Source organism: Enterobacter sp. HK169, assembly GCF_001719105.1.
GTDB lineage: Bacteria > Pseudomonadota > Gammaproteobacteria > Enterobacterales > Enterobacteriaceae > Enterobacter > Enterobacter asburiae_B.
Map to the genome: position 1 here is coordinate 4,444,778 of NZ_CP017087.1, position 22,518 is coordinate 4,467,295.

Here is a 22,518-nt window from a genome sequence, read left to right on the forward strand (position 1 = left end):
AACAGTGTTGTCGTTTTTAGTGTTTTCTCCCTCTCCCTGTGGGAGAGGGTTGGGGTGAGGGCATCAGGCCGCAGAGGAATTTTGCGAGGCGCTTTCCAGTTTCTTTCGAAGTCAGTTGCTGGATAAATCTACAGTAATAAAATGGCGGCGCACCTGCAAAATCAGGTGTCAGGATTGGCGTCCTGATTACACACGAGAAATGATGTTGATACGTCAACTATCATCAGGTTCGTTCACACTTTTGAAAGCTAGCGATATAATCCGCAGACTCAATTATGGTGGGCTGAACCGGGGCTTCTTTTGAAGCGCCGATTTTCCCGTGTGGGTCGGTACGCCAAACCGGTTCAGTCTGCCACCTGAGTTGGCGTTCGGGTGGAGATCTCATCATTTCACACGGAGTCAAAATCAAATGGAACATAACAATCTTTCACTGCTTTACAGCGAACTCTCCCTCAACCCCGATCTCCCAACCCTTGCAGAGCGCTGCAAACTGCTCACTGAAATCCTCCTCGGCTGCACATCACTCCCACAAACGCAGCCCGTCTGCCGCTGCCTGGGTGCGTATCTGGAAGAAATGAAAGCTGGCCTCACAGAATCAATGCGTGATTTTCAGGTGGTGGAATTTGAGGACGAAGCGGAACAACCGCGACAAAAAGAGTGGCTGCTGGAAGATACCGAAGCACAGTGTGATTACTGCCGGGCAGTTAAACCACATACTGCTGGTATCGCATTTTGACCGCGATATGTTGCCGCACCTGACGGGACTGCTGCATGACATAACGCATTCGATGGCCGCAGATGTCGTTGCACCTCAAAGTGCAAAAACGGTAATTCACATTATTTCCTGACGTCGATCCGAGGCGTCGGGGGAGTTCCTCTGACGCCAAATGGATTAATCTTCGTAAAAATGGGTGTTACGGGAAGCCGTTAATAACTTTTGATGACAATAAAATAGTGCAGTTCGCTGCCGTACAGCTCGCGTTATGTAGCCCTTAACTGCCTGAATTTTCCTCCATCTGTTGGTTGTAAATACAGCCAAGACCCACTAAATGCTGGCTCACTACCCGCGCCCCAAAGTTATGACATCGTAATGACCATGGATGGGATTTCAGCCAGACAGCAAATGCAGTGCAGGATGCAAGTGAAATCAACGCGGGCTCCGCTGTACTTTGCTGTCCGGTCAGCAGGCCAATCATCTTGCATATCTCGCCATTATCCCAACGCTGCCACACATTTTTCCACCATCCCATTTTCCAGCTACCAGTAAGGCAAAATGCTTTGTCAGAGAGGTTGGCGTTTTCAATATTTTCAGACACAAACCAAAGATCGGTTTTCCCAAGTCGGACTTCTGTTGACCAGGCAGTTATAGCCCCGCCGCGCAAAACGCACTCATGGGCGAGATAATGATCGGTTACACCCGGGAAGCGTCGTTTTAATCTCTGGAAATGACTGTGTATGGTAATGACAGGACGGACCATGCTTCCCCGGTCGTTTCGCTTAAGCTCGGCACTACCGTACTGAATTTCATCAAATTGACTCCGTTTAAGAAATTGCATTTCTTGCTCCCGAATAACATCGGAGTCGCTCGACGGTAGTATCGAAGAAGGGAAAGACTTAGAACCCTGATAGAGCAATGAATCACCTGCCTTCCAGTCGCAATAGTTGGTTGTTACTTGAATAATTTTGCCGGAGTCAGCATCGGCACTGATCACAACATACAGTTTCTGCCTCGCAGAATGACCCTGAAACGGTATAACCATTGTGGTCGTTGACACCCTTGTTAGCGCAGGGAGCGAAACATGCAGATCGTGTTCGAAACCGTTAACCGCTTGCGCAAGGACCCTTTGGTTTGTCGTTTCACCAGAGTGCACCCCTTGTTCGAGCTGGGAAAGAAGGGTGATATTTGTATTCCGGCCTACAGCATTGTCATAGTGTGGAGTAAATACATAACGGCAGGTACAACATTGAAAGCGGGGTGTTCTGGCTTTTGTGTATCCATAGCGAATGATGTGCGCTGTAAAACAGCGGGGACAACCTTGTCCTGTATTTCCTAATTTTCGTTGCATGAATTGACTGAACCACTCGTCACATTCTTTTGTATTAAACAGTGGAGGAAGACTGCCACATTTTTGACATTCAAGTGCAGCGTAGCCCAGACGATAAACAGGAAAAACATAATCACTCGCATCTGGTATTCCGAGATTTGGACATGACCAGCTTTTACAAACATTGAGATCTATTTTTGGAGCGGATTCCATGTGCTTCACCAACTGATTCTGCTAGTCGTAAATTTTCGCGTCTCCCTTTTTCATATGTCGTGAGAAGGTTCACAAAATCTGTTTTTTGCTAATCGATAATGAAATTCTTTCTTTAATTCGAGAGTTAAAAAATGAAAAAAACAGTAATCGCGGTTTTATTACTATCGGGATATGCTTCGCTAAGTCCAGCGCAGGACGTTACCGTCATTTATACCAATGACCTGCATGCACATGTTGAGCCCTATAAACTTCCTTATGTTGCAGAAGGTAAAAGAGCTGTCGGTGGCTTCGCAAATATTGCGACTTACGTCAAGCAAGAAAAGCAAAAGAATAAGGCTACTTTTTATTTCGATGCTGGAGATTACTTTACCGGTCCATACATTAGCAGCCTGACAAAAGGGCGGGCAATCATAGATATTATGAATACAATGTCATTTGATGCTGCGTCTGTCGGCAATCATGAGTTCGACCATGGTTGGGATAATACGCTGATACAGCTCAGTCAGGCTAAATTCCCGATACTGTTAGGTAACGTGTTTTATAAAAATAGTAATGTCCTTTTCTGGAATAAGCCGTATACAATCCTTGAAAAGGATGGCATTAAAATTGGGGTCATTGGGTTGCATGGCGTATTCGCTTTTGATGATACCGTTTCATCGTCAATGCGTCAGGGCATTGAAGCGCGTGACGAGGTGAAATATCTCCAGCGTTATCTGGATGAACTACGTGGAAAAGTAGATATAACCGTTGCACTCATGCATGAAGGTTTCCCTGCACGCCAGTCCAGTATCGGCAAGACTGATGTCAAACGCGCCCTTGATAAGGATATCCAGACGGCGAAGCAGGTGAAAGGACTGGATATTCTGATTACCGGACATGCGCATGTTGGAACGCCGGAGCCGCTTAAAGTAGGTAACACGCTGGTGCTTTCGACTGACAGCGGTGGGATTGATATTGGTAAGCTGGTCCTGGATGTGGATCTAAAAAAACATCACAACAAAATAAAAAGCTTCGAGCTTAAAACCCTTTACGCTGATGAATGGAAACCCGATCCGGCAACTCAGAGTGTTATTGATAGCTGGAATAAAAAGCTCTCCGAAACGGTTCGCCAAAAAGTTGGAGAGACGCCTGTTACGCTTACGCGTGCCTACGGGGAATCATCTTCGCTGGGCAATTTATTTACCGATGCAATGCTTGCCGCTGCGCCTGATGCGCAACTGGCGCTCACTAATTCAGGTGGTCTGCGGGCTGATTTGAATGCCGGTCCGATAACCCTCGGCGATGTTATTAGCGCGTTCCCGTTTCCAAATGAGCTTACCGTAATGGATTTGAATGGGAAATCCTTACGAAATCTTATGGAGCATAGTGCGTCACTCACTAACGGTGTTTTGCAGATGTCGAAAGGACTGGAGATGCGCTACGACCAACATAAACCTGTCGGGCAACGCGTTGTACTATTTACGCTTAATGGCAAGCCAATTGTAGACTCTGAAACCTATCGCGTAGCGACAAATAGTTTCCTTGCTCCTGGTGGCGATGGCTTTACTGCATTCATTGATGGTCAGAACAAACAGGTAAAAGGTGGATATAACCTTTCCAATGCGGTTATTGATTATCTGGTGAAAGGAAATAAGATCATTCCCCAACAGGTGAATGAGATGCGAGTAAAAGAAGTTACACAGTAATAATTAACAACAGGTGAATAATATGGCAATTACCTATCTTGGAATGGAACTCGCCCCTGCTAACAACCAGCTTGCGGTCTATCTGAAGTTTATAATTGATGAGGCGATAACATATTCCTATACGGTACTGGGAAGATCGACTAGCACGGCAAGTTTAGACTTCACGTATTCTTCAAATGACATTGTCTCTTTACCTGAGATAAAAATTCCGGTTATTGGACTGTATGCAAACTACCTTAACCAGGTGCAGGTTGTCTTTAAAAACCTTAGCGGAGTGGAAGTTTTTAATCAAACCATCCAGGTAAGCACACAGCAACAACTCTACCGCGATGGGACGATTTTCCATATCGATATTGAGCAAACGGATCCCGCTAACTTCACGACCGTATGGGGAAACAGTTGGTTAATGACTACCAATTGTGATGGCTACGACCGGAACGGCGATCTTCGCTGCTATTATGCTCAGCCCTACCGTAATCAGATGCTAAAAACGCATAATGGTTATTTCTATATCGGCAGTGATGAAGATGAACACTGGTATGGGCGACGCTTTTTCAAAATCGATATTTTGGGCAACGAGATTCTGGAGTTTGATTTACGTGACCGCGATGGTAACCGCTATGCTAACACCCACGACCTGATTTGGGATTCCGCCGATAATCTTTTCATGATTGGTAATGATAACCCGGACCGTTCGACCAACACGATGAGACAGGACGCATCAATTTTAAAATTTGATGAAAAGACAGGCGTGATGCTGTGGGCAAAAAATTATACTCGTGCATTTGATAATACTCAGATCCTGAATAATAGCCCCACAAACGATGCTCACCTTAACTCGCTTTCCTGGATCCCCGCAGGTGAGGCAAATGCTGAAGCGATTGTTGTCCATACTCGCTCTGCAGGCCTGACGTTTGGTATTTCTCCTGCCGACGGCAAGATATTATGGAGTATTAATACCGGGGGATTTAACAGTAATTTCGCAGCAGGACAGGGCGTTACGCAGATAGATACTTCCGGTATTGAGAGTTTTGAAAATGGCGCTCATACCGTATTCGTCACTAAAAATAGTGCTTTTGCTGGGTTAAGCAATGAGACTGAAGGAAAATTTGTTCTTTCGCTCTTTGATAATCGCTCCTGCGTGGATAATGAAGGCAATGCGGTTACTCGAGATATTACACGTGATTCAACGGCTGATTCTTACAAAACCGATCCTGCGAGAGTCATGTTCTATGCTGTTGATCTCGTCGCCAATACAGCAACCCAGACAGGTAGCATTATCCAGTTACCCTCCGATCGTGTTCCTCAGGTCACTGATTTTATGGGGGCAGCAATAGATTATGGTGAGTACTATGGCATCTACACCAACCACGCACGCTCTTTCTTTATCAGCGATGCAACAGGCCATATTATTGCCACAATCTACGATCTGATTTGCTCGATGGATGGCTATCCAGAGTTCTCTGGTGAATGCTACCGGGCAAGGTTGTTTGCAAAAGACGAGCTTGATGCTTTGATAAATATAGGTTATCAGGTGGCAAACGGCTGATAGCATAGCCAGACACAGCCATTAAAAGGGCATTGCTGTCGAACATACAGCCCTGACGCTGAATCGAACGGACAAATAATTGTTCAAATAATAGCCTGCAGCACAAAAAAGTAAGGCCGGGAAAATCCCGGCCTTAATTAATATTCATCTGCCATTACAGGCGAAAACAATTAGCGACTACGGAAGACAATGCGGCCTTTGCTCAGGTCGTACGGGGTCAGTTCAACAGTCACTTTGTCGCCCGTCAAAATGCGGATGTAGTTTTTGCGCATTTTACCGGAGATGTGCGCAGTTACCACGTGACCGTTTTCCAGCTCTACGCGAAACATGGTATTAGGCAACGTATCAAGTACGGTACCCTGCATTTCAATATTGTCTTCTTTGGCCATCTAATCCTCTGGGGTATCACTACCAAGTTTTGAACCGGCAAGATAATGCCGAAATTCATCAATTAAGTAAAGAATTGCGCGATTAAAACGCAGCAAAACAGTTTCGGCGCATTGCCCAAGCGTCACGGTACAACCGAACAGGAAGCGCATTCGTAAAGGGGAGACAACAGGATAAACGTCAGGACGTTATCTGAAGCGAGGGTCCCAAACGGCGGCGGGGCAACAGGCAGAAGCTACTCTGCGGCATAATTATAACACCCTCACAAAAAATATGCGGAAAACATTTAGGCATTGGGCATAAAGAGCGTTCTCGGTATCCAGAAGTCGCGCGGGAGCTTCTCCTGGCGGCTGACGTCCAGATGCTCGATATACTGGCGTCGCGGGATTTCAACAGCACCCAGCGAGGCCGTGTGCTCGTTGAGCACCTGACAATCGATCAGGCGTCCGCCGCGCTGGGCAAACGCCTCGCAGAAGACCAGCAGTGCGGTTTTCGAGGCGTTAACCGCACGAGAGAACATCGACTCGCCGCAAAATAGCGTGCCTTGCGCCACGCCGTACATGCCGCCGACGAGTGCTCCGCCTTCCCACACCTCGATGGAGTGGGCGTAGCCAAGCTCATGGAGCTGGTGGTAGGCAGTAATGATATCGCGGGTTATCCATGTCCCTTCATAGCGGTCTTCAGCGCAGCCTTCAATGACCTGACCAAAGGCGTGATTGAGGGTGACGCGGTAGGGTGATTTCGCATGGAAACGCTTCATGCTGCGGCTCGCGTGAAACTGCGCTGGCCACAGCACGGCACGCGGATCGGGGGACCACCATAAAATCGGATCGCCGGGGGAAAACCAGGGAAATATACCGCGCTGGTACGCCATCAAAAGCCGTGCGGGACTGAGGTCACCACCAAGGGCCAGCAGCCCGTTGGGCTCACGCAGCGCCCCTTCCGGAGAAGGGAACGCGATGTTATGACGAGAAAGCTGGACCAGGCGCATGACAGCAAAACTCCAGTACGCGAGTAAGGACGCTACAAATATAGTCTACAGACGCTGTTTAAACTGGTAGTAGCGACCCTGTTTCGCCAACAGCTCTGCGTGACTACCTTGCTCAATAATGTGTCCGTTGTCCATCACAATTATCCGATCAAAACTCGCCAGTCCGCGCAGGCGGTGAGTGACCATCAGCACGGTTTTGCCGGTCATGACATTCGCCAGCAAATCAAGGATTTGGCTCTCGGTTGTGGCATCCAGCCCCTCGGTGGGTTCGTCGAGCAGCATCAGCGGCGCATCGTGCAGCAGCGCGCGCGCAATTGCCAGACGGCGCAGTTCACCGCCGGACAGCTGACGGCCGCCTTCGCCCAGCCAGCTGTTTAGCCCGTCGTCCTCAAGCAGTTTTTGCAGCCCGACCTGCTCCAGCACGGCGCGAAGCGCATCATCAGAGGCCTCTGGCGCGGCCAGCAGCAGGTTATCGCGCAGTGTGGCGCTAAACAGATGCACGCGCTGCGGAACGACGCTCACCGTCTTGCGCAGGGCCTGCTCGCTGAAATCGGTCAGCAACGTGTTATTAAAACGAATCTGTCCGCGCTGCGGATCCCAGGCGCGGGTCAGCAACTGCAGCAGCGTCGATTTACCGCAGCCGGTACGGCCGAGGATCGCCATCCGCTGTCCTGCATTAACAGAAAGGTTGATACCGTCCAGCGCGTTCTGCGCCTGTTTGTCATAGGCGAAGGTGACATCTTCAAGCGTCAGCGCAACCTGCTCTGGTACCGCGGTCTGCCCGGCACTGAACGTGACTTCAGGCTCCTGCTCGGCAATCTGCGTGATGCGCAGGGCAGAGGCGATCACCTGACCCAGATGCTGGAAGGCGCCCGTCACCGGGGCCAGCGCCTCAAACGCCGCCAGCGCGCAGAAGACGAAAAGGGCAATAAGTGGACCCGGCTGTGAATTCCCCCCGACATCGCCGGAAGCCAGCCACAGCATGGCAATCACCGCCACGCCGCCGATTAACATCATCAGCGCCTGAGAAAAGGCCGTCAGCTCCGACTGGCGGCGCTGGGCCTCATGCCAGTTAAGCTCCGTACTTTCCATGCGGGCGCGATAGCGCTTGCTGGCGCCAAAAATCGTCAGCTCTGCCTGCCCCTGAAGCCAGGAGGTGAGCTGCTGGCGGTAGTCTCCGCGCAGGCGCGTCAGGTTTTCCCCGGTGGATTTCCCGGCGCGGTAAAACAGCGGCGGCAGAATGATGAGCGTCAGCAGCATGATCCCGCCCAGCGTCAGCGCAACGGAAACATCCAGCACAGACAGCCCCAGCGTGACCACCACAATCACCACAAACGCGCCCACGATCGGGGAAATCACGCGCAGGTACAGGTGATCCAGCGTGTCGACATCCGCAACGACACGGTTAAGTAACTCACCCTGACGAAAACGCGCCAGCCCGGCAGGGGAGAGGGGCAGCAGTTTGCTAAAGGTGTAGATGCGCAGGTGCTGCAGCACGCGGAAAGTGGCGTCGTGGCTGACAAGACGTTCGAAATAGCGCCCGGCAGTCCGCGTGATGGCGGTACCGCGAACACCGGCAGCCGGGAGCATATAGTTGAAGCTGTATAAACCGGCAAAGCCCGCGACGGCCGAGGCCGACAGGAACCAGCCGGAAAGCGTGAGCAGGCCAATGCTGGCGAGCAGCGTGACAATCGCCAGCACAATCCCCAGCGTCAGCATCCATTTGTGGCGTTTATAGAGCGCAAGATAAGGCAGCAGAGCACGCATCAGATGTCCTCCTGACGGTTCGCCAGCAGGGCGGCAAACGGTCCCTGCGCGGCAACGAGAGAGGCGTAATCGCCTTGCTCAACAATACGGCCGTTCTCCATGACCCAGATCTGGTCCCAGTCGGCAATCCCCTCCAGCTGATGGGTAACCATCAGGGTGGTTTGCTGCCGGGAGGCGGCGTTCAGGGCCTCCATTACGCGCTGCTCGCTGTGGGCATCGAGGCTGGCGGCGGGCTCATCCAGCAGCATCAGCTGACAAGGATTCAACAACGCGCGGGCAACGGCTACGCGCTGCGCCTGTCCGACCGACAGCCCGGCGGACTGGTCGCCTACCACGGTATCTACACCTTGCGGGAGCAGGGGCAGAAACTCGCTGACCCAGGCGCGGTCGAGAACCGACTGCAGTTCATCTTCACGCGCGTCCGGGCGCGCCAGCAGGACGTTTTCGCGCAGCGTTGAGGCCGGAAGCTGCGGGTTTTGTCCTACCCAACTGAGCTGTTTACGCCAGGCGTCTGGATCGAGGTTGCGCAGTTCGGTTTTGTTGATCCGCAGTGAACCCGTGTAGGCCATAAAGCCGGATAGCGCATTCAGCAGAGAACTTTTACCGGAACCGCTGGTGCCGACGAGCACCACCCGTTGTCCGGCAGGTAAGGTAAAGTTCAGCGGACCCGCGAGCACTTTGCCTTCGGGTGACAGAATAGAAAAGTCCTGTGCTTCGATGGTCACGGGATCTTTAGCATTCAGCGTCACGTCACCCCGCTCCGGGTGTGCCAGCGGCGTTTCCAGGAATGTTTTCAGGCTATCGGCTGCGCCAACCGCCTGCGCTTTGGCGTGATAGAAGGTCCCCAGATCGCGAAGCGGTTGGAAAAACTCCGGGGCCAGGATCAGCGCCAGGAAACCGGCTGAAAGGGTTACCGCCGTGCCGTAATGGCCGAAATCCAGCGCGCCAAGATAGGAGAAGCCGAAGTAGACCGCCACGAGGGCAATCGACAGCGAGGTAAAGAATTCCAGTACGCCGGAAGACAAGAAGGCGAGGCGTAACACTTCCATGGTGCGCTGACGGAAGTCCTGCGATGCCTGGCGAATATTTTCGGTTTCTGCTTCACCGCGGCCAAAAATGCGTAATGTCTCCATGCCTCGAAGACGATCGAGGAAATGACCGCTCAGGCGACCCAGTGCCAGGAAGTTACGGCGGTTGGCATCCGCTGCACCCATGCCGACCAGCGCCATAAACAGCGGGATCAGCGGGGCGGTGCCCATCAGAATCAGCGCAGCCATCCAGTTCACCGGGAAGATGGCGATCACGATCAGCAGCGGAACGAAGACGGCAAGGGCCATCTGCGGCAGATAGCGCGCATAGTAGTCGTGCATATCGTCAATCTGCTCAAGGATCAGCGTCGCCCAGCTACCGGCAGGTTTACCCTGGATCCACGCGGGCCCGGCTTCCTGAAGACGATCGAGCACCTGGCGGCGGATCTCGTAGCGGATGTGCTGACCGGCGTGAAAACCGACGCGCTCACGCAGCCACACCACCCAGGCGCGCAGGATAAAAATCAGGATCAGGACAATAAAAGGCAGCAACAGCGCTTCGCGCGGGATGTTCTCCATGATCATGTGATTAAGAATGCGGGCCAGCAGCCATGCCTGGGCAACAATCAACAGACCGCTAACGAACCCCAGGAGACGGGAAATCGTAAGCCAGCGGCGGGAAATAACGCTTTGCTGTTTCAGCCAGCGTGTTAACTCTTGTTGACGGGTTTTTTCCATTGCGTACTTTGCAGGTGACGTTATTAGAAATTGGGCAGCGCAATGTTACAACGGGGAGACAATAAAGGCGACTTATCGCCGCCTTTATTTACGTTTGTTACTGACTTGTAAAGATTATTTAGTTTGTTCAGCCAGTCCATCGAGGTAGCGTTCAGCGTCCAGCGCGGCCATACAGCCGGTGCCCGCAGAGGTGATCGCCTGACGATAAATATGGTCCATTACGTCGCCAGCCGCGAACACGCCCGGGATGCTGGTCTGGGTTGCGTTACCGTGAATGCCGGACTGCACTTTGATGTAGCCGTTTTCCAGCTCCAGCTGACCGTCGAAGATCGCGGTGTTCGGGCTGTGACCGATCGCCACGAACAGGCCCGCCACTTCAAGCGTTTCGACGTTATCGGTGTTCTGGGTATCACGGATACGCAGACCGGCAACGCCCATCTGGTCGCCCGTCACCTCTTCCAGGGTACGGTTGGTGTGCAGCACGATGTTGCCGCTTGCCACTTTATCCATCAGACGTTTGATCAGGATCTTCTCCGCGCGGAAGGTTTCGCGACGGTGGATCAGGTGCACTTCAGAGGCAATGTTCGCCAGGTAGAGCGCTTCTTCCACTGCGGTGTTGCCGCCGCCGATGACCGCGACTTTCTGATTGCGGTAGAAGAAACCGTCACAGGTTGCGCAGGCAGAGACGCCGCGGCCTTTGAACGCTTCTTCGGATGGCAGACCGAGGTAACGGGCAGAGGCGCCGGTGGCGATGATCAGCGCGTCACAGGTGTATTCGCCGCTGTCGCCCGTCAGGCGGAACGGACGGTTCTGCAGATCGACCTTATTGATGTGGTCGAACAGAATTTCAGTTTCGAATTTAGCGGCATGCTCGTGCATACGTTCCATCAGCAGCGGCCCGGTCAGGTCGTTCGGGTCCCCTGGCCAGTTTTCCACTTCGGTGGTGGTGGTCAGCTGACCGCCTTTTTCCATGCCGGTGATGAGTACCGGGTGCAGGTTAGCGCGTGCAGCATAGACCGCTGCGGTATATCCCGCAGGTCCAGAACCAAGGATTAGCAGCTTACTGTGTTTGGCCGTGCCCATGAGATCCCCATTGTTGTTGGCAGACATTTGGCTGGATTGTAGGGAATTTGTTGTCGTAAAAAAAGAGCGCAGCAATTTTGATATCAATCTGTGTAATAGCCACGAGCGATGAATGAGGCGCTATAACATCACGCTTTCGCCTGAAAACCGGTCGTTTGTAAGGCAATAAAATGAGGATTAATACCCTGCCGTAATGAATATCCGGCATGTTGTACTAAAAAACGATGTTTTGCTTTGACAATCCCCTGCGCTTTTGCGAAAACATTCAAGGAAGAAAAAAAACCGCGTTAACCGTATGCCGCATAGGCATGCACGTAAATGCCATTTTTACCGGGTCAGTGAAATCTACGCATGGCGTGGACAGACGCCATACGTGATGTCGGTGACTGCCTTCGGGCAACGGTCTTCTTACCAACAGAACCCGAATCCGCATCGCGTCTAATACAAAACCAGGCGATGTGATGACTAACGGGTACAGGCTCTGAACAGTGATGTGCACAGGGTCCAGGCAGGAGTAGGGAAGGAATACAGAGAGACAATAATAATGGTAGATAGCAAGAAGCGCCCTGGCAAAGATCTCGACCGTATCGATCGTAACATTCTTAATGAATTGCAAAAGGATGGGCGTATTTCCAACGTCGAGCTTTCAAAACGTGTGGGACTTTCCCCGACGCCGTGCCTTGAGCGTGTGCGCCGACTGGAAAGACAGGGTTTCATTCAGGGCTATACTGCTCTGCTGAACCCGCATTATCTGGATGCCTCACTTCTGGTATTTGTTGAGATTACTCTGAATCGTGGTGCGCCGGATGTGTTTGAGCAATTTAACGCCGCTGTACAAAAACTTGAAGAAATTCAAGAGTGTCATCTGGTATCCGGTGATTTCGACTACCTGTTGAAAACCCGTGTGCCTGATATGTCCGCCTACCGTAAGCTGCTGGGGGAAACCCTGCTGCGTCTGCCAGGCGTGAACGACACCCGTACATATGTGGTGATGGAAGAGGTCAAACAGAGCAATCGTCTGGTTATTAAGACGCGCTAACACGGAACAGGTGCAAAATCAGCGTAGTTTGATTACACTCCTGTTAATCCATACAGCAACAGTGCCGGGGAGTCCCGGCGCTGTTGTCCGTTTTAGCAAAAAGGCAGGATATGCCTGATACCTGGAGAGCCTTTTTTGAGCCAGGAATACACTGAAGACAAAGAAGTCACACTATCGAAGCTAAGCAGCGGACGTCGTCTCCTCGAGGCTTTGCTGATTGTTATTGCCCTTTTTGCCGTCTGGCTGATGGCAGCCTTACTCAGTTTCAACCCCTCAGATCCCAGCTGGTCACAAACTGCATGGCATGAGCCTATCCATAATTTAGGCGGTGTCCCCGGTGCCTGGCTTGCGGACACGCTGTTCTTCATTTTCGGTGTGATGGCCTACACCCTTCCCGTCATTATCATTGGCGGATGCTGGTTTGCGTGGCGTCATCGTCAGAACGATGATTACATCGACTATTTTGCCGTGTCGCTGCGCCTGATTGGCGCGCTGGCGCTGATCCTCACCTCGTGCGGGCTGGCGGCAATCAATGCGGATGATATCTGGTACTTCGCCTCTGGCGGAGTGATCGGCAGTTTACTCAGTTCTGCGCTGCAGCCGATGCTGCACAGCAGCGGCGGCACGCTGGCGCTACTCTGCATCTGGGCGGCCGGGCTGACGCTGTTTACCGGCTGGTCCTGGGTAAGCATTGCTGAGAAGATCGGAAGTTTTATCCTCACCATTCTGACTTTCGCCAGCAACCGTACCCGCCGTGACGATACGTGGGTTGATGAAGACGAATACGAAGATGAAGAGGAAGATGACGCGCCTGTGCAGCGTCGCGAGTCTCGTCGTGCGCGTATTCTGCGCGGCGCGCTGGCGCGTCGTCAGCGTGTTGCAGAGAAATTTGCCAACCCGCTGGGTCGTAAAACCGATGCGGCGCTCTTCTCCGGTAAACGCATGGATGAAGACGAGCAGGTGGCGTATCGCGCTGCGGGTGTCGCCGTCGATCCTGACGATGTGCTCTTCTCCGGCAGCCGGGCCACTCCGGGTGACTTCGACGAATACGATCCGCTGTTAAATGGCCACTCGGTTACCGAGCCGGTTGCAGCCGCCGCAGCCGCGACGACCGCTGCGCAGGCGTATGCCGCGCCTGTCGATGCCGTGATGCCATCCGCGCCGGTTTCGCCGCCGGAATCCGTTATTCAGCAGCCTCAGGTTGACTGGCAGACTGCGCCAGGCGTTCACACGCCGGAGCCGGTTATCGCACCTGAACCAGAGAGCTACATCCCTGTGCAGCAGGAGCAGTGGCAGCAGCCATATCAGCCGCCGCAGCCTTCGTATGAACCACAAGAGTACCCGCACTATGAACAGCCTGTGGCCCAACCTTATCAGGAGTATGTGCCTGAACCGGTTGAACCTGTGCAGCCTTATGTAGAGCCGCAGCCTGAACCTGAAATCGTGGAAGAGGTAAAACCCTCTCGTCCGCCGATGTACTATTTTGAAGAAGTTGAAGAGCGTCGCGCGCGTGAACGCGAGCAGCTGGCGGCCTGGTACCAGCCTGTGCCTGAACCGGTGCAGGAGCCGGTGACGAAAGCGCCTTCTGTTTCCGTTCCACCGATCGACCCGACGCCTGCAGTCGCACCCGTAGCGGAAAGCGTGAAGCAGGCTACCGCGGCCGCTGCCGTGGCTGCACCTGTTTTTAGCCTGGCAACCAGTGGCGCGCCACGTCCTCAGGTGAAAGAGGGGATTGGTCCGCAACTGCCTCGCCCTAACCGCGTTCGCGTTCCAACCCGTCGTGAGCTTGCCTCTTATGGCATCAGGCTGCCTTCCCAGCGTATGGCGGAAGAGAAAGCGCGCGAGCCTGAGTACGAAGATGACGCCGATGAAATGCAGCAGGACGAGCTGGCCCGTCAGTTCGCCGCGCAGCAGAATCAGCGCTACGGTAATGAATACCAGCACGATGAACCTATGCTGGAAGACGAAGAGGACGCGGCTGAAGCAGAACTGGCGCGCCAGTTTGCCGCCACCCAGCAGCAGCGCTATTCAGGTGAACAACCGGCTGGTGCAAATCCGTTCTCGCTGTCTGATTTTGAATTCTCGCCGATGAAGGATCTGGTGGATGATGGCCCGAGCGAGCCTTTATTTACCCCTAGCGTGATGCCGGAAGCTGAGCCTGTGCGCCAGCAGCCAGCATCACAGGCCTACGCGCAGCCGCAGCAGCCTGTTCAGCAGCCGTATGCGCAGCCGCATCAACCTGTTCAGCAACCGCAGCAGCCACCACAGCCGCCGCAGTTCCAGCAGCCTGCGCCTCAGCCGCAGGAAAGTCTGATTCACCCTCTGCTGATGCGTAACGGTGACAGCCGTCCGCTGCAGCGTCCAAGCACGCCGCTGCCGTCTCTGGATCTGTTAACGCCTCCGCCGTCAGAAGTGGAGCCGGTCGATACCTTCGCGCTGGAGCAGATGGCGCGTCTGGTGGAAGCGCGTCTGGCTGACTTCCGCATCAAAGCGGACGTGGTGAACTACTCGCCGGGTCCTGTGATCACCCGTTTTGAACTGAACCTGGCGCCCGGCGTTAAAGCCGCGCGTATTTCCAACCTGTCCCGCGACCTGGCGCGTTCTCTCTCGACCGTTGCGGTGCGAGTGGTGGAAGTGATACCGGGCAAACCGTACGTTGGCCTTGAGCTGCCGAACAAGAAACGTCAGACCGTCTACCTGCGTGAAGTGCTGGATAACACCAAATTCCGCGATAACCCATCTCCGCTGACCGTGGTGCTGGGTAAAGATATCGCTGGCGATCCGGTAGTCGCGGATCTCGCCAAAATGCCTCACCTGCTGGTAGCAGGTACCACCGGTTCCGGTAAGTCTGTCGGTGTGAACGCCATGATCCTCAGCATGCTCTATAAAGCGCAGCCGGAAGAAGTGCGTTTCATTATGATCGACCCGAAAATGCTCGAACTGTCGGTCTACGAAGGCATCCCACATTTGCTGACCGAAGTGGTCACCGATATGAAGGACGCCGCCAACGCCCTGCGCTGGAGCGTCAATGAGATGGAACGCCGCTACAAGCTGATGTCTGCGTTGGGCGTGCGTAACCTGGCCGGGTATAACGAGAAAATTGCCCAGGCTGTGCGCATGGGGCGTCCGATCCCGGATCCTTACTGGAAGCCGGGTGACAGCATGGATGCCCAGCATCCGGTGCTGGAAAAGCTGCCTTATATCGTCGTGCTGGTCGATGAATTCGCTGACCTGATGATGACCGTCGGTAAGAAAGTAGAAGAGCTGATTGCCCGTCTGGCGCAGAAAGCGCGTGCGGCCGGTATTCACCTTGTGCTGGCGACCCAGCGTCCTTCCGTGGACGTGATCACTGGTCTTATCAAAGCGAACATCCCGACGCGTATCGCCTTTACCGTATCCAGTAAAATTGACTCCCGTACCATTCTTGACCAGGGCGGCGCAGAGTCGCTGCTGGGTATGGGTGATATGCTCTATTCCGGCCCGAACTCCACCTCTCCGGTGCGTGTCCACGGTGCGTTCGTCCGCGATGAGGAAGTTCACGCCGTCGTGCAGGACTGGAAGGCGCGCGGTCGTCCGCAATACGTTGACGGTATTACCAGCGACACGGAAAGCGAAGGCGGCGGCGGTGGCTTCGACGGCGGCGAAGAGCTGGATCCGTTATTCGATCAGGCGGTTAACTTCGTTACCGAAAAACGCAAAGCGTCCATCTCTGGCGTGCAGCGTCAGTTCCGCATCGGCTATAACCGCGCAGCGCGCATCATCGAGCAGATGGAAGCGCAGGGTATTGTGAGCGAGCAGGGGCATAACGGTAACCGCGAGGTGCTGGCACCACCGCCGTTTGATTAACCTACAGCGATTGCAAAGAAGGGTAAATCAGCCAAAATTAAGCATTTTCTTCTGTCGCCTGCCTTCGGGCAGGTCCAGAATAGAAGACGGAAACCCCATATCGGGAAGACGTATTTTAAGGAATAACAATGAAAAAAATCGCCATCGCCTGTGCATTACTCACCAGTTTTGTCGCCAGCAGCGTCTGGGCTGATGCAGCCAGCGACCTTAAAAGCCGACTGGATAAAGTAAGCAGCTTCCACGCCAGCTTCACGCAAAAAGTGACTGACGGCAGCGGCAACGCGGTGCAGGAAGGTCAGGGAGATTTGTGGGTAAAACGCCCAAATCTGTTCAACTGGCACATGACCCAGCCGGATGAGAGCATCCTGGTCTCTGACGGCAAAACCTTATGGTTCTTCAACCCGTTCGTTGAGCAGGCAACGGCGACCTGGCTGAAAGATGCCACCAGCAATACGCCGTTTATGCTGATTGCCCGTAACCAGTCCAGCGACTGGCAGCAGTACAATATTAAACAGACGGGTGACGAGTTTGTCCTGACGCCGAAAGGCAGTAACGGCAACCTGAAGCAGTTCACCATTAACGTAAGCACCAACGGTACGATTAATCAGTTTGGCGCGGTTGAGCAGGACGATCAGCGCAGCAGCTACCAGCTCAAGTCTCAGCAAAACGGCGCCGTTGATGCATCGAAATTCACCTTTACCCCGCCGCAGGGCGTAACGGTGGACGACCAACGCAATAAGTAAGAGGCGTGAGTGGGCAATCTGTCGCTCGATTTTTCAGATAACGCGTTTCAACCTCTGGCCGCCCGTATGCGGCCAGAAAATTTAGCGCAGTACATCGGCCAGCAACATCTGCTGGCTGCCGGTAAGCCATTGCCGCGCGCCATTGAGGCCGGGCATCTTCACTCCATGATCCTCTGGGGCCCCCCTGGCACCGGCAAGACTACGCTTGCAGAAGTTATCGCCCGCTATGCCAACGCGGACGTTGAACGTATCTCGGCGGTCACCTCCGGCGTGAAAGAGATCCGTGAGGCGATCGAGCGTGCGCGGCAGAACCGCAACGCCGGGCGGCGTACCATCCTCTTCGTGGACGAAGTCCACCGCTTCAACAAGAGCCAGCAGGATGCCTTCCTGCCGCATATTGAAGACGGCACGATCTTCTTCATCGGTGCGACCACCGAAAACCCGTCGTTTGAACTGAACTCGGCGCTGCTTTCCCGCGCGCGCGTTTACCTGCTCAAATCGCTCACCACCGAGGATATCGAAAAGGTTCTCACCCAGGCGATGGACGACAAAGCGCGCGGCTACGGCGGACAGGATATCGTTCTGCCTGACGACACGCGTCGTGCGATTGCCGAGCTGGTCAACGGCGATGCGCGTCGTGCGCTGAATACGCTGGAAATGATGGCCGATATGGCCGAAATCGACGATGCCGGGAAGCGGGTGCTGAAACCGGAACTGCTCACCGAAATTGCGGGGGAGCGCAGCGCGCGTTTCGATAACAAAGGCGACCGTTTTTACGACCTGATCTCGGCGCTGCATAAGTCCGTGCGCGGCAGCGCGCCGGATGCGGCGCTTTACTGGTACGCGCGCATTATCACTGCGGGCGGCGATCCGTTATATGTCGCGCGTCGCTGTCTGGCGATTGCGTCAGAAGATGTCGGCAATGCCGATCCTCGCGCCATGCAGGTTGCGCTGTCGGCCTGGGACTGCTTCACCCGCGTTGGACCTGCGGAAGGCGAACGTGCCATTGCGCAGGCGATTGTTTATCTGGCCTGCGCGCCGAAAAGCAATGCGGTTTATACCGCCTTTAAAGCGGCGATGTCCGACGCGCGTGAACGTCCGGACTACGATGTGCCGGTTCACCTGCGTAACGCGCCGACCAAACTGATGAAAGAGATGGGGTATGGGCAGGAGTATCGTTACGCTCATGATGAACCCAATGCCTACGCTGCCGGGGAGGAATATTTCCCGCAGGAGATGGCACAAACGCGCTATTATCACCCCACAAACAGAGGTCTTGAAGGCAAGATTGGTGAAAAGCTCACCTGGCTCGCCGGACAGGATCAAAATAGCCCTATAAAACGCTACCGTTAGTTCAATCGTTGCGGTAATGTTGGCAATGTATCCTTGTGGCCGCAGGCTGTGGTCACATTTTCCTATTTTAATTCGATAAGCACAGGATAAGCATGCTCGATCCCAATCTGCTGCGTAATGAGCCAGACGCAGTCGCTGAAAAACTGGCACGCCGGGGCTTTAAGCTGGATGTAGATAAGCTGCGCGCTCTCGAAGAGCGTCGTAAAGTTCTGCAGGTACAAACTGAAAATCTGCAGGCAGAGCGTAACTCTCGATCGAAATCCATCGGCCAGGCGAAAGCGCGCGGGGAAGATATTGAGCCATTACGCCTGGAAGTGAACAAACTGGGTGAAGAACTGGATCAGGCTAAAGCTGAGCTGGACGTTCTTCAGGCCGAGATTCGTGATATTGCCCTGGCTATCCCGAATATTCCTGACGACAGCGTGCCTGTCGGCAAAGATGAAAACGACAACGTTGAAGTGAAACGCTGGGGTACGCCTCGTGAGTTTGACTTCGAAGTGCGCGATCACGTGACGCTGGGCGAAATGCACGCGGGCCTGGACTTTGCGGCAGCGGTTAAGCTGACCGGCTCCCGTTTTGTGGTGATGAAAGGCCAGATTGCCCATCTGCACCGCGCGCTGGCGCAGTTCATGCTGGATCTGCACACCGAGCAGCATGGCTACAGTGAAACCTACGTGCCGTATCTGGTCAACCACGATACGCTGTACGGTACGGGCCAGCTGCCGAAATTTGCCGGCGATCTGTTCCATACCCGTCCGCTGGACGAGGAAGCAGACAGCAGCAACTACGCGCTGATCCCAACCGCTGAAGTGCCGCTGACTAACCTCGTGCGTGATGAGATCATCGATGAAGACGATCTGCCAATTAAGCTGACGGCACATTCACCGTGCTTCCGTTCTGAAGCAGGTTCTTACGGTCGCGACACGCGCGGTCTGATCCGTATGCACCAGTTCGACAAAGTTGAGATGGTGCAGATCGTCCGCCCTGAAGAGTCCATGGACGCGCTGGAAGAGATGACCGGCCACGCTGAGAAAGTGCTGGAGCTGCTGGGCCTGCCGTACCGTCGTATGGCCCTGTGCACCGGTGATATGGGCTTTGGCGCCTGCAAAACCTTCGATCTGGAAGTGTGGGTGCCTGCTCAGAACACCTATCGTGAGATCTCCTCCTGCTCTAACGTCTGGGATTTCCAGGCGCGTCGTATGCAGGCACGCTGCCGCAGCAAATCTGACAAGAAAACCCGTCTGGTGCATACCCTGAATGGTTCTGGTCTGGCTGTGGGCCGTACGCTGGTTGCCGTGCTGGAAAACTACCAGCAGGCAGACGGTCGTATTGAGATCCCTGAAGTGCTGCGTCCATACATGAAAGGCCAGCAGTACATCGGCTAATTCTTTGCCTCACAACAAAAAAGCGCCTTTGGGCGCTTTTTTTATGCCTCTGAATTGACACGACGCAATACCCCCTCCCTCTAAAGTAGTAATACTCCTCCGAATGAAAGTCAGCATAAAAAGCTGATTACGTAAAAATTCGTTGTATATAAAACTACATAGCGGTTTGCGCCGCCACTCTTTTCTTTGTGAGCAACCAAAGTGAGTCTCTATGAAAATCAACGCGCCTGAAGCATTAATGGCTGCCGAGGTCACTCGCCGTGGGTTGATGAAAACCACGGCAATAGGCGGCCTGGCCGTAGCCAGCAGCGCCTTCACGCTTCCTTTTACCCGACTGGCCTCAGCGGCTGATGCACTATCCCCAGCCTCAGCTCCGGAAAAAGTGGTGTGGAGTGCCTGTACCGTAAACTGCGGTAGCCGTTGTCCGCTGCGTATGCACGTAGTGGATGGCGAAATAAAATATGTCGAAACCGACAACACCGGGGACGATAACTATGAAGGGTTACATCAGGTTCGCGCCTGCTTGCGCGGCCGCTCCATGCGTCGTCGCGTGTATAATCCGGACCGTCTGAAATATCCGATGAAGCGCGTCGGTAAGCGTGGGGAAGGGAAGTTCGAGCGGATTAGCTGGGATGAAGCCTACGACATTATCGCCACCAATATGCAGCGCCTTATCAAAGAGTATGGCAACGAATCCATCTACCTGAACTACGGCACCGGGACGCTCGGCGGTACGCTGACCCGCTCCTGGCCACCGGGTAAAACGCTGGTGGCACGTCTGATGAACTGCTGCGGTGGTTATCTTAATCACTATGGTGACTACTCATCGGCGCAGATTGCTGCGGGCCTGAACTACACCTACGGCGGCTGGGCGGACGGCAACAGCCCGTCCGATATCGAAAACAGTAAGTTGGTCGTCCTGTTCGGTAACAACCCGGGCGAAACCCGCATGAGCGGCGGCGGGGTAACCTATTACCTCGAACAGGCCCGCGCCAAATCCAATGCCCGCATGATCATTATCGATCCGCGCTATACCGACACCGGCGCCGGACGTGAAGACGAGTGGATCCCAATCCGTCCGGGTACAGATGCAGCGCTGGTCTCGGCGCTTGCGTGGGTAATGATCACAGAAAACCTCGTCGATCAGCCTTTCCTGGATAAATACTGCGTCGGCTATGACGAGAAAACCCTGCCAGCCAGCGCGCCTGCTAACGGTCATTACAAAGCCTATATTCTCGGGCAGGGCAGCGACGGCGTGGCGAAAACGCCCGAGTGGGCGTCCACCATCACCGGTATTCCGCCCGAGCGTATCGTTCAGCTGGCGCGTGAGATTGGCTCGGCCAAACCGGCCTACATCAGCCAGGGCTGGGGACCGCAGCGCCATGCGAACGGCGAAATCGCGACTCGCGCCATCTCCATGCTCTCCATTCTGACCGGCAACGTCGGTATTCACGGCGGTAACACCGGCGCGCGTGAAGGCTCGTATGAAGTACCGTTCGAACGCATGCCGACGCTGGATAACCCGGTTCAGACCAGCATCTCCATGTTTATGTGGACCGATGCGATCGAACGTGGTCCTGAAATGACCGCTCTGCGCGACGGCGTGCGCGGCAAGGACAAGCTGGACGTGCCGATCAAGATGATCTGGAACTATGCCGGTAACTGTCTCATCAACCAGCACTCCGAAATCAACCGTACCCATGAAATCCTGCAGGATGATAAGAAGTGCGAGATGATTGTGGTCATCGACTGCCACATGACCTCCTCGGCGAAATACGCCGATATCCTGCTGCCGGACTGCACCGCCTCTGAGCAGATGGATTTCGCGCTGGACGCCTCCTGCGGCAACATGTCCTACGTGATCTTTACCGACCAGGCGATTAAACCGCGCTTCGAGTGCAAAACCATTTATGAGATGACCTCTGAGCTGGCGAAACGCCTTGGCGTTGAGCAGCAGTTTACCGAGGGGCGTACTCAGGAAGGTTGGATGCGCCATCTGCATGAACTCTCCCGTAAGGCGGTCCCTGACCTGCCGGATTTCGATACCTTCCGCAAGCAGGGGATGTACAAACAGCGCGATCCGGAAGGGCACCACGTGGCGTACAAAGCGTTCCGTGAAGATCCGCAGGCGAACCCGCTGACCACGCCGTCGGGCAAAATCGAAATCTACTCAGAAGAGCTGGCAAAAATCGCGTCGACCTGGGAGCTGCCGGAAGGGGATGTTATCGATCCGCTGCCGATCTACACGCCAGGTTTCGAGAACTATAACGATCCGCTGACGGCGAAATTCCCGCTGCAGCTGACCGGTTTCCACTACAAAGCGCGCGTTCACTCCACCTACGGCAATGTCGAAGTACTTAAGGCCGCCTGCCGTCAGGAGATGTGGATCAACCCGATGGATGCCAAAGCACGCGGCATCAGCAATGGCGATCGCGTGCGTATCTTCAACGACCGCGGCGAGGTTCACATTGAAGCTAAGGTGACGCCGCGCATGATGCCAGGCGTGGTGGCGCTGGGGGAAGGGGCCTGGTACAGCCCTGATGCCAACCGCATCGACCAGGCGGGCAGTATTAACGTACTGACCACGCAGCGTCCGTCGCCGCTGGCGAAGGGCAACCCATCCCACACAAACCTTGTCCAGGTTGAAAAGGTTTAAGGAGTAGCCG

General features: G+C 54.2%; 14 protein-coding genes and 1 pseudogene. 9 read left to right on the forward strand and 6 right to left on the reverse strand.

Annotation, left to right across the window (positions count from 1 at the left end; all coding sequences use genetic code 11):
• Positions 1–409 precede the first annotated feature (409 nt).
• Positions 410–848 (forward strand): annotated as a pseudogene (locus tag EnteroDNA1_RS21100) (hypothetical protein).
• A gap of 144 nt (positions 849–992) precedes the next feature.
• Here EnteroDNA1_RS21100 and EnteroDNA1_RS22420 read toward each other — a convergent pair.
• A complete protein-coding gene (locus tag EnteroDNA1_RS22420; protein WP_139295505.1) occupies positions 993–2,267 on the reverse strand; it encodes an IS1 family transposase in 1,275 nt (424 codons plus the stop codon).
• A 122-nt stretch (positions 2,268–2,389) separates the two neighbouring features.
• Between EnteroDNA1_RS22420 and EnteroDNA1_RS21115 the strand changes: the two genes are divergently transcribed.
• Positions 2,390–3,943: a bifunctional metallophosphatase/5'-nucleotidase gene (locus EnteroDNA1_RS21115; protein ID WP_069303876.1), complete on the forward strand. Its 1,554-nt coding sequence runs from the start codon at positions 2,390–2,392 to the stop codon at positions 3,941–3,943.
• A gap of 22 nt (positions 3,944–3,965) precedes the next feature.
• On the forward strand, positions 3,966–5,492 hold the full coding sequence (locus EnteroDNA1_RS21120) for an aryl-sulfate sulfotransferase (protein WP_069303877.1): 1,527 nt from the start codon (positions 3,966–3,968) through the stop codon (positions 5,490–5,492).
• A 170-nt stretch (positions 5,493–5,662) separates the two neighbouring features.
• Here the strand turns inward: EnteroDNA1_RS21120 and infA are convergent, their stop codons facing one another.
• From infA to trxB, 5 genes are all read right to left on the reverse strand, one after another.
• Positions 5,663–5,881, reverse strand: a complete 219-nt coding sequence (gene infA, locus EnteroDNA1_RS21125) for a translation initiation factor IF-1 (RefSeq protein ID WP_002211347.1) — start codon at positions 5,879–5,881, stop codon at positions 5,663–5,665.
• A gap of 284 nt (positions 5,882–6,165) precedes the next feature.
• A complete protein-coding gene (gene aat, locus EnteroDNA1_RS21130; protein ID WP_069303878.1) occupies positions 6,166–6,870 on the reverse strand; it encodes a leucyl/phenylalanyl-tRNA--protein transferase in 705 nt (234 codons plus the stop codon).
• A gap of 45 nt (positions 6,871–6,915) precedes the next feature.
• A complete protein-coding gene (gene cydC, locus EnteroDNA1_RS21135; RefSeq protein WP_048979707.1) occupies positions 6,916–8,637 on the reverse strand; it encodes a heme ABC transporter ATP-binding protein/permease CydC in 1,722 nt (573 codons plus the stop codon).
• Positions 8,637–10,403, reverse strand: a complete 1,767-nt coding sequence (cydD, locus tag EnteroDNA1_RS21140; RefSeq protein WP_032658216.1) for a heme ABC transporter permease/ATP-binding protein CydD — start codon at positions 10,401–10,403, stop codon at positions 8,637–8,639. Before cydD ends, cydC begins: the two co-directional genes overlap by 1 nt.
• A gap of 114 nt (positions 10,404–10,517) precedes the next feature.
• Positions 10,518–11,486: a thioredoxin-disulfide reductase gene (gene trxB / locus EnteroDNA1_RS21145; RefSeq protein ID WP_058842107.1), complete on the reverse strand. Its 969-nt coding sequence runs from the start codon at positions 11,484–11,486 to the stop codon at positions 10,518–10,520.
• 544 nt (positions 11,487–12,030) lie between these two features.
• Here trxB and lrp point away from each other — a divergent pair.
• From lrp to dmsA, 6 genes are all read left to right on the forward strand, one after another.
• Positions 12,031–12,525, forward strand: a complete 495-nt coding sequence (gene lrp, locus EnteroDNA1_RS21150; protein ID WP_000228469.1) for a leucine-responsive transcriptional regulator Lrp — start codon at positions 12,031–12,033, stop codon at positions 12,523–12,525.
• Positions 12,526–12,660: 135 nt separating this feature from the next.
• Positions 12,661–16,371 (forward strand): DNA translocase FtsK 4TM domain-containing protein, encoded by a 3,711-nt coding sequence (locus EnteroDNA1_RS21155; RefSeq protein ID WP_069303879.1) that lies wholly within the window; start codon positions 12,661–12,663, stop codon positions 16,369–16,371.
• A gap of 128 nt (positions 16,372–16,499) precedes the next feature.
• A complete protein-coding gene (lolA, locus tag EnteroDNA1_RS21160) occupies positions 16,500–17,114 on the forward strand; it encodes an outer membrane lipoprotein chaperone LolA (RefSeq protein WP_023310983.1) in 615 nt (204 codons plus the stop codon).
• A gap of 9 nt (positions 17,115–17,123) precedes the next feature.
• Complete coding sequence (gene rarA, locus EnteroDNA1_RS21165; protein WP_033145084.1) at positions 17,124–18,467, forward strand: replication-associated recombination protein RarA; 1,344 nt, start codon at positions 17,124–17,126, stop codon at positions 18,465–18,467.
• A 92-nt stretch (positions 18,468–18,559) separates the two neighbouring features.
• Complete coding sequence (serS, locus tag EnteroDNA1_RS21170; protein WP_008499983.1) at positions 18,560–19,852, forward strand: serine--tRNA ligase; 1,293 nt, start codon at positions 18,560–18,562, stop codon at positions 19,850–19,852.
• A 211-nt stretch (positions 19,853–20,063) separates the two neighbouring features.
• A complete protein-coding gene (gene dmsA, locus EnteroDNA1_RS21175; RefSeq protein WP_069303880.1) occupies positions 20,064–22,508 on the forward strand; it encodes a dimethylsulfoxide reductase subunit A in 2,445 nt (814 codons plus the stop codon).
• Positions 22,509–22,518: the final 10 nt, after the last annotated feature.